Below are 9,488 nucleotides of genomic sequence, written 5' to 3' on the forward strand. Positions count from 1 at the left end.
CAGCACCCTACTTTTGCAACGTTAATAAAATTATGTTCTTCAAGATATTTAATAGCTTTATATATTGTTGTTCTGCCTTTTCCAAATTCTTCGCTTAAAAGTTGTTGTGAAGCCATTACTAGATTGTTATTGTTCATGTTATCTAAGAAGAAGACAAAAATTTCACTAGCTAGCTGATTATCTTTAATTAATAATTGTAGGGCTTTTAACCCCATTCCTTTATAAACTTGTACAAATGGAGGATTATCAATTTCTTTTTTACGTTGTTCAATTTCTTTTTGTTCAGCATCTTTTAAGTTGATTAATTTTTCAACAGAAGATAAAGGTAATCCAGTTAATTCAAGAATTTGTATTAACTCATTTTTACTGATATTAATATCATCTTTATTTGGCAAAATTATCAACCTTTCTTTATGAACATATATTTTTACTTTTGTGAACATCTTGTTTAAATTATAGAACAAGATGTTCACAAAAACAACAAAAAAATGAACATCTTGTTTTCTTATGTTCACCCTAGGGGTGAACATATATGTTCACCCCTAGGGTGAACATAAGAAAACTATAAACCCTTATTTATCAAGGGTTTACTAGGTTGTTCCTTCTATATCTATTAAAGGGCTATCCACTCATCAATGGACAGGTAGTATTTTTGAGGAAAAAACTCTCAAAAATCTCCACCTTTTCCGCTTCGCTTTACCATTGATGAGTGGATTTCGGCAGGTGTTGGCATATCGCCAAGCCGAACATACCAAAAACGAGGATTTAGGTAGCACGACTTGGACTAGCAATTATACCTGCCGAACCGCCTCGATCAACTGTCTATGAATACACCCTTATTCTATATTTTTGTGACACTATAAGGGGCTAGCCCCTCGCTTCGCTTCACCCCAGCCATAAACCTCACACCCAAAAACAAGGAAAACGATCTTTTTAGGCGTTTATTTTAATCCCTGGGTATTTTATATACAAAACTATTAAAATTGTTTTTACGGGCAATGTATGTAATTTTGTATATATTATTATATTAATGATATTTTTTTGTTTTATATGTTAGAATAAAACTCGTAGATAATTTTGTAATGCAATTTTTTAACTTTAACTCCAAAGTAAAATTGACTAGGTATTGTAAGTGTTAAAGTAGAATTTTATTTATTAAATAAAAGAGGCGTTTCCCTTTTTTAAAGAAACGCCTCTTTTATTTTTAGCAAATAGGCCGCACCATATCATTTCGGGAATTTTGTACGTTTAGACACATTTTCGTCACAATTAATCCCTTTTGGGATACAGCAACCATTCGTTGTTTTTTTATTAAAAAATATGCTTATTTTATTTTGTTTTTTCAACTTCTGGTTTTACCGTATATGTGTAACCTTCATTATTTAATTTGCTAGGAGTAGCTGCTAATCCTTTAGGTTTTTCAACAGGTCTTACACTTACAAGAAATTCTGTTCCGTATTCTGCTGAGTATGTTCCTTTCCCTACTAAATATAAATTATTACTGTTATCAACTCGTAAACGAGGCTGGGATCCCCATAGCAAAGCTGTTTTTGTAAAGCTTCCTAGTGATTCTGTAAATTTAGAAGAATTATAGCCACCATTTAGGCTTCTATCGTAAGTAATTGTCCCATCCATGCGAGAAAGTAGATTTACATTTCCATTTATTTTAGCAGTATTTAAGCTCACAACAACTTCTACAGATGAATTTGCAGGTACTACAATATTTTGTGCGCTAGCAGTATACGTGTAACCTTCAGTTTTTGTTGTTTCCTTTGTGTCTGAAAAATTATATTCAGTGGACAATTCAATACTTGTCTCTCCAACTAATGGAATTTTAAATGTTGCAGAAGCACTTGCCCCTAAATTAAATCCATTTGTAGTAGCATTTGTAACGGAATTTTCAAAATTCTTTGAAAATTCATTTGTAGTAAGTGTTTGATCTTGGTTGGTATTATTAGTTAAAGTTGATCTCCCTACAAATAAACTACTTGAATTAGTAATAGTAGGTGAACCAATTTGCTCTACTGATGTCTGATAAACGTTAGTAAGTTTATATTCTGCTGTTTCGGAAATAAAATAGTCATCATGTAAGTTGTGCATATATTTATAGGCGGCTTCAAAAGGTTCACGCCAATCTGCTATATATGCATTTTGTTGTTGTGCAATGTTTTGAACAGAACTAATTTGTGCTGCACTTACTGAACCTGGGGATGTAAATGCAAATGATGAACTAATAGCCCCAATCATAGCTAGAGATAAAATCTGTTTTGTCTTTTTACTGTTTTTTTTCATATTTCCAGCCCCTTTTTTTGAGATTTTAGTGTTCTATTTTTTTTAGATTTACAACATATTTCTATACTAGTTGTAAGTAAATATCTCTTATTCACTAGTAATTATCATTCTATATAAAGATTGTAGAATGATAATTTTTATATTTTTTCATTTTTTTAGCTACGGGAAAGTAAACGCTTACATATCTGTGTAATAATAAAATGTACATATTGCTATACTATAAATTAATTTGTCTTGTTGTAAGGTTTATCTAGTTTTTAAGATTATTAATAAATTATACGGGTTTATTAGAATGATTAGATGGTCGAGATTGTTTTGAGAAAGTTAATCTACTGTTATAGATGTTTTTTGACTTTTGTGGATATTGGAATATTTCCTATTTTCATAGGGGTATTAGTATCTGTTGAAAAAACTTTTGTGCTATAAATAAATTTCCCTTTAATACAAATACTGTAAATGTTATTCATATTAAGATATTTCTTTTCAACTCTTCATAAAAAATGCCCCCTTTCTAAATATTTTTAATTCTGAATAATCTGTCTATGTCCTTTTTATGAAAAATATAGCATATAATGTCTAATTTTGTCTAATTATTTCATTAATCTTTTTAAAATTTGTGAACTACATAGATCTAATTTTATTTACGCTTCTTTTTCCTCGAGGTCGTTTTTTCTTTATTAATTTATTTAATGTAGATAAAAAGAGTGTTTTTCTAGGAGATAGTGCAATGAAAGGAGCAATACGCTAAGCGATTATGTCGCGAAAGTTTCTTTACCATGAGGGAAACCCTCATGCAAACTACTGAAGGTTGTCCCACAAGGGCGGTTTTTGCTCTGTGGGATTGTCTTCGGGAGTTTGAGGGTTTAGAGGCTCGTGGTCAAGAAAACGTGAAATAAATAGCGTCCATCGGGGGACGACTATTTAACGTTTACGAGATGGTTTTTGCCATGACAGGTCATGGCTCGGCAAAGCCGAATTGCCCCGCAGGGCACACCTTTACGATAGTAAAGTATAGTGTGCTATACTTTACATGGAAGTCCACCGAAAAACAGTAGGGAAATGTATATACTTTATAGAGTGGTCGAGAACAAAATAGAGGGAAAAAATAGGACAAGCTGAGGTGAGGATTCGTGAGTTTTGCGATTTGTAGAATGCAGAAATTTAAGATGCGAGATGTGAAGGGAATCCAGATTCATAATCAACGAGAAAAAGAGAGTCATACAAATCTTGATATTGAAAAAGAACAAAGTCATTTGAATTATGATTTACATAACGATCAGTACATTGATTATTTAAAAACAGTAAAAGAAAAAATTGAACAGAATGTGGAAACCAATCGAGCGATTCGAAAAGATGCAGTTGTGATGTGTGAATTTGTGGTAACAAGTGATAGAGATTTCTTTGAAAGTTTAAGTCAAAAAGATTCAGATTCTCAAAAAGAATTTTTTAAAGAAGCTTATAGTGTTCTTAAGGAACGATATGGAGAACAAAACATTGTACATGCAGTGGTACATTTGGATGAAAAAACACCTCATATGCATGTAGGGATGGTTCCAATAACGGAAGAAAAGAAATTGTCAGCGAAACAGATTTTTAACCGTAAAGAGTTGGTTTCACTCCAGGATGATTTTCATGCTCATATGGTAGAGAAAGGTTTTGATTTAGAACGGGGAGTATCTAGTGATAAAAAACATATTGAAACCGCACGTTTTAAGGCTTTGACAGTAAAAGAAGAAGTACAAGTGTTAGAAGATACCCTTGTAGAGAAAGAGTTAGAGAAACAACAAATAGAGAAGTCTATGCAACAAATGAAAAATCGTTTAAATGATTTAAAAAGGGCAGTTAATGTTGGGAAAAAGGTAGAAAACATGTCTGTGAAAGAAAAAGGGGGGCTTATTCGCTCTAAAACGGTTGAAATTGGCTTAGAAGACTTTCAAAGGATTAAAACCCTTGCTAAAGCATCAGAGGCCTTTAAAAGAGAAAATGAGACGTTACAGAGACAAAATCATGCATTGAAAGTGAATAATACAGATTTACATACAACTATAAAATATTTAGAAAAAGAGAAAAAAGAATTAGAACCATATAAAGCGAAATATGAAAGACTTCAAAAGTTATTTGCACAAATGCAGGAGTTTTATAAAGAACGAGTTCCTCAAGGAATAGAGAAATTCCAACAAATCGTAGGGTATTGCAAAAAGAAAGTGAATATCACTTTAAATCCATTTAGTAATACTCGATTTAGTGAAAAAAATTTAACTGAACATGAGAAGAAAGGTTATGATCTTGCTTCAAAAAATATACAACAAAAGAAAAAAGAGAAAAATAGAAATAGAGATAGTGGTTTAGAAAGGTAAAAAGAATAACACCAAAAAGTACCCATAAATTTGGGTGCTTTTTGGTGTTATTCTTTTTCTTTTAATATTTTAATATTGTTGTAATTATATTTGTCAAACAGCTTATTATTTTCTTTTTTACTTAATAAAATTGTTCCGTTAAAACCAACATACTTTTTTTTATTATGTGCATTTTGAAAGGCTACTTCTGGATTTATTATGTATGCATTAGCTGTACCTACTTTTGCAACGTTAATAAAATTATGTTCTTCAAGATATTTAATAGCTTTATATATTGTTGTTCTGCCTTTTCCAAATTCTTCGCTTAAAAGTTGTTGTGAAGCCATTACTAGATTGTTATTGTTCATGTTATCTAAGAAGAAGACAAAAATTTCACTAGCTAGCTGATTATCTTTAATTAATAATTGTAGGGCTTTTAACCCCATTCCTTTATAAACTTGTACAAATGGAGGATTATCAATTTCTTTTTTACGTTGTTCAATTTCTTTTTGTTCAGCATCTTTTAAGTTGATTAATTTTTCAACAGAAGATAAAGGTAATCCAGTTAATTCAAGAATTTGTATTAACTCATTTTTACTGATATTAATATCATCTTTATTTGGCAAAATTATCAACCTTTCTTTATGAACATATATTTTTACTTTTGTGAACATCTTGTTTAAATTATAGAACAAGATGTTCACAAAAACAACAAAAAAATGAACATCTTGTTTTCTTATGTTCACCCTAGGGGTGAACATATATGTTCACCCCTAGGGTGAACATAAGAAAACTATAAACCCTTATTTATCAAGGGTTTACTAGGTTGTTCCTTCTATATCTATTAAAGGGCTATCCACTCATCAATGGACAGGTAGTATTTTTGAGGAAAAAACTCTCAAAAATCTCCACCTTTTCCGCTTCGCTTTACCATTGATGAGTGGATTTCGGCAGGTGTTGGCATATCGCCAAGCCGAACATACCAAAAACGAGGATTTAGGTAGCACGACTTGGACTAGCAATTATACCTGCCGAACCGCCTCGATCAACTGTCTATGAATACACCCTTATTCTATATTTTTGTGACACTATAAGGGGCTAGCCCCTCGCTTCGCTTCACCCCAGCCATAAACCTCACACCCAAAAACAAGGAAAACGATCTTTTTAGGCGTTTATTTTAATCCCTGGGTATTTTATATACAAAACTATTAAAATTGTTTTTACGGGCAATGTATGTAATTTTGTATATATTATTATATTAATGATATTTTTTTGTTTTATATGTTAGAATAAAACTCGTAGATAATTTTGTAATGCAATTTTTTAACTTTAACTCCAAAGTAAAATTGACTAGGTATTGTAAGTGTTAAAGTAGAATTTTATTTATTAAATAAAAGAGGCGTTTCCCTTTTTTAAAGAAACGCCTCTTTTATTTTTAGCAAATAGGCCGCACCATATCATTTCGGGAATTTTGTACGTTTAGACACATTTTCGTCACAATTAATCCCTTTTGGGATACAGCAACCATTCGTTGTTTTTTTATTAAAAAATATGCTTATTTTATTTTGTTTTTTCAACTTCTGGTTTTACCGTATATGTGTAACCTTCATTATTTAATTTGCTAGGAGTAGCTGCTAATCCTTTAGGTTTTTCAACAGGTCTTACACTTACAAGAAATTCTGTTCCGTATTCTGCTGAGTATGTTCCTTTCCCTACTAAATATAAATTATTACTGTTATCAACTCGTAAACGAGGCTGGGATCCCCATAGCAAAGCTGTTTTTGTAAAGCTTCCTAGTGATTCTGTAAATTTAGAAGAATTATAGCCACCATTTAGGCTTCTATCGTAAGTAATTGTCCCATCCATGCGAGAAAGTAGATTTACATTTCCATTTATTTTAGCAGTATTTAAGCTCACAACAACTTCTACAGATGAATTTGCAGGTACTACAATATTTTGTGCGCTAGCAGTATACGTGTAACCTTCAGTTTTTGTTGTTTCCTTTGTGTCTGAAAAATTATATTCAGTGGACAATTCAATACTTGTCTCTCCAACTAATGGAATTTTAAATGTTGCAGAAGCACTTGCCCCTAAATTAAATCCATTTGTAGTAGCATTTGTAACGGAATTTTCAAAATTCTTTGAAAATTCATTTGTAGTAAGTGTTTGATCTTGGTTGGTATTATTAGTTAAAGTTGATCTCCCTACAAATAAACTACTTGAATTAGTAATAGTAGGTGAACCAATTTGCTCTACTGATGTCTGATAAACGTTAGTAAGTTTATATTCTGCTGTTTCGGAAATAAAATAGTCATCATGTAAGTTGTGCATATATTTATAGGCGGCTTCAAAAGGTTCACGCCAATCTGCTATATATGCATTTTGTTGTTGTGCAATGTTTTGAACAGAACTAATTTGTGCTGCACTTACTGAACCTGGGGATGTAAATGCAAATGATGAACTAATAGCCCCAATCATAGCTAGAGATAAAATCTGTTTTGTCTTTTTACTGTTTTTTTTCATATTTCCAGCCCCTTTTTTTGAGATTTTAGTGTTCTATTTTTTTTAGATTTACAACATATTTCTATACTAGTTGTAAGTAAATATCTCTTATTCACTAGTAATTATCATTCTATATAAAGATTGTAGAATGATAATTTTTATATTTTTTCATTTTTTTAGCTACGGGAAAGTAAACGCTTACATATCTGTGTAATAATAAAATGTACATATTGCTATACTATAAATTAATTTGTCTTGTTGTAAGGTTTATCTAGTTTTTAAGATTATTAATAAATTATACGGGTTTATTAGAATGATTAGATGGTCGAGATTGTTTTGAGAAAGTTAATCTACTGTTATAGATGTTTTTTGACTTTTGTGGATATTGGAATATTTCCTATTTTCATAGGGGTATTAGTATCTGTTGAAAAAACTTTTGTGCTATAAATAAATTTCCCTTTAATACAAATACTGTAAATGTTATTCATATTAAGATATTTCTTTTCAACTCTTCATAAAAAATGCCCCCTTTCTAAATATTTTTAATTCTGAATAATCTGTCTATGTCCTTTTTATGAAAAATATAGCATATAATGTCTAATTTTGTCTAATTATTTCATTAATCTTTTTAAAATTTGTGAACTACATAGATCTAATTTTATTTACGCTTCTTTTTCCTCGAGGTCGTTTTTTCTTTATTAATTTATTTAATGTAGATAAAAAGAGTGTTTTTCTAGGAGATAGTGCAATGAAAGGAGCAATACGCTAAGCGATTATGTCGCGAAAGTTTCTTTACCATGAGGGAAACCCTCATGCAAACTACTGAAGGTTGTCCCACAAGGGCGGTTTTTGCTCTGTGGGATTGTCTTCGGGAGTTTGAGGGTTTAGAGGCTCGTGGTCAAGAAAACGTGAAATAAATAGCGTCCATCGGGGGACGACTATTTAACGTTTACGAGATGGTTTTTGCCATGACAGGTCATGGCTCGGCAAAGCCGAATTGCCCCGCAGGGCACACCTTTACGATAGTAAAGTATAGTGTGCTATACTTTACATGGAAGTCCACCGAAAAACAGTAGGGAAATGTATATACTTTATAGAGTGGTCGAGAACAAAATAGAGGGAAAAAATAGGACAAGCTGAGGTGAGGATTCGTGAGTTTTGCGATTTGTAGAATGCAGAAATTTAAGATGCGAGATGTGAAGGGAATCCAGATTCATAATCAACGAGAAAAAGAGAGTCATACAAATCTTGATATTGAAAAAGAACAAAGTCATTTGAATTATGATTTACATAACGATCAGTACATTGATTATTTAAAAACAGTAAAAGAAAAAATTGAACAGAATGTGGAAACCAATCGAGCGATTCGAAAAGATGCAGTTGTGATGTGTGAATTTGTGGTAACAAGTGATAGAGATTTCTTTGAAAGTTTAAGTCAAAAAGATTCAGATTCTCAAAAAGAATTTTTTAAAGAAGCTTATAGTGTTCTTAAGGAACGATATGGAGAACAAAACATTGTACATGCAGTGGTACATTTGGATGAAAAAACACCTCATATGCATGTAGGGATGGTTCCAATAACGGAAGAAAAGAAATTGTCAGCGAAACAGATTTTTAACCGTAAAGAGTTGGTTTCACTCCAGGATGATTTTCATGCTCATATGGTAGAGAAAGGTTTTGATTTAGAACGGGGAGTATCTAGTGATAAAAAACATATTGAAACCGCACGTTTTAAGGCTTTGACAGTAAAAGAAGAAGTACAAGTGTTAGAAGATACCCTTGTAGAGAAAGAGTTAGAGAAACAACAAATAGAGAAGTCTATGCAACAAATGAAAAATCGTTTAAATGATTTAAAAAGGGCAGTTAATGTTGGGAAAAAGGTAGAAAACATGTCTGTGAAAGAAAAAGGGGGGCTTATTCGCTCTAAAACGGTTGAAATTGGCTTAGAAGACTTTCAAAGGATTAAAACCCTTGCTAAAGCATCAGAGGCCTTTAAAAGAGAAAATGAGACGTTACAGAGACAAAATCATGCATTGAAAGTGAATAATACAGATTTACATACAACTATAAAATATTTAGAAAAAGAGAAAAAAGAATTAGAACCATATAAAGCGAAATATGAAAGACTTCAAAAGTTATTTGCACAAATGCAGGAGTTTTATAAAGAACGAGTTCCTCAAGGAATAGAGAAATTCCAACAAATCGTAGGGTATTGCAAAAAGAAAGTGAATATCACTTTAAATCCATTTAGTAATACTCGATTTAGTGAAAAAAATTTAACTGAACATGAGAAGAAAGGTTATGATCTTGCTTCAAAAAATATACAACAAAAGAAAAAAGAGAAAAATCAAGGTGCTG

At 31.5% G+C, this 9,488-nt stretch carries 6 protein-coding genes; 2 read left to right on the plus strand and 4 right to left on the minus strand.

The annotated features are described in order from the left end of the window. Nucleotides 1-395 (minus strand): replication/maintenance protein RepL (locus ACP6L7_RS10425; protein WP_430529207.1); only part of this gene is annotated, 395 nt, incomplete at its 3' end. A 934-nt stretch (nt 396-1,329) separates the two neighbouring features. Then, nucleotides 1,330-2,292 carry an ETX/MTX2 family pore-forming toxin gene (locus ACP6L7_RS10430; RefSeq protein ID WP_430529208.1) on the minus strand — a complete coding sequence of 321 codons (963 nt, stop codon included), beginning with the start codon at nt 2,290-2,292 and terminating at the stop codon, nt 1,330-1,332. A gap of 1,130 nt (nt 2,293-3,422) precedes the next feature. On the opposite strand from ACP6L7_RS10430, the gene mobV (ACP6L7_RS10435) reads away from it, so the two are divergent. Further along, on the plus strand, nt 3,423-4,649 hold the full coding sequence (gene mobV, locus ACP6L7_RS10435) for a MobV family relaxase (RefSeq protein ID WP_430529209.1): 1,227 nt from the start codon (nt 3,423-3,425) through the stop codon (nt 4,647-4,649). A 47-nt stretch (nt 4,650-4,696) separates the two neighbouring features. On the opposite strand, the gene ACP6L7_RS10440 is transcribed toward mobV (ACP6L7_RS10435), so the two are convergent. Together ACP6L7_RS10440 and ACP6L7_RS10445 are read right to left on the minus strand one after the other, a co-directional pair. Next, nucleotides 4,697-5,254, minus strand: coding sequence for a replication/maintenance protein RepL (locus ACP6L7_RS10440; protein WP_430529210.1), 558 nt, complete (start codon nt 5,252-5,254; stop codon nt 4,697-4,699). A gap of 934 nt (nt 5,255-6,188) precedes the next feature. Continuing rightward, nucleotides 6,189-7,151: an ETX/MTX2 family pore-forming toxin gene (locus ACP6L7_RS10445; RefSeq protein WP_430529208.1), complete on the minus strand. Its 963-nt coding sequence runs from the start codon at nt 7,149-7,151 to the stop codon at nt 6,189-6,191. Between the two features lie 1,130 nt (nt 7,152-8,281). Between ACP6L7_RS10445 and mobV (ACP6L7_RS10450) the strand changes: the two genes are divergently transcribed. After that, a partial coding sequence (gene mobV, locus ACP6L7_RS10450) for a MobV family relaxase (protein WP_430529211.1) occupies nt 8,282-9,488 on the plus strand: 1,207 nt, incomplete at its 3' end.

The organism is Bacillus silvicola (assembly GCF_050524305.1).
In the GTDB taxonomy this organism is placed as follows: domain Bacteria; phylum Bacillota; class Bacilli; order Bacillales; family Bacillaceae_G; genus Bacillus_A; species Bacillus_A cereus_AT.

What these genes read in the sequence shown, in the direction of transcription:
- ACP6L7_RS10430 (WP_430529208.1), bottom strand. Translation starts at nt 2,292, where the DNA reads ATGAAAAAAAACAGTAAAAAGACAAAACAGATTTTATCTCTAGCTATG.
- ACP6L7_RS10445 (WP_430529208.1), bottom strand. Translation starts at nt 7,151, where the DNA reads ATGAAAAAAAACAGTAAAAAGACAAAACAGATTTTATCTCTAGCTATG.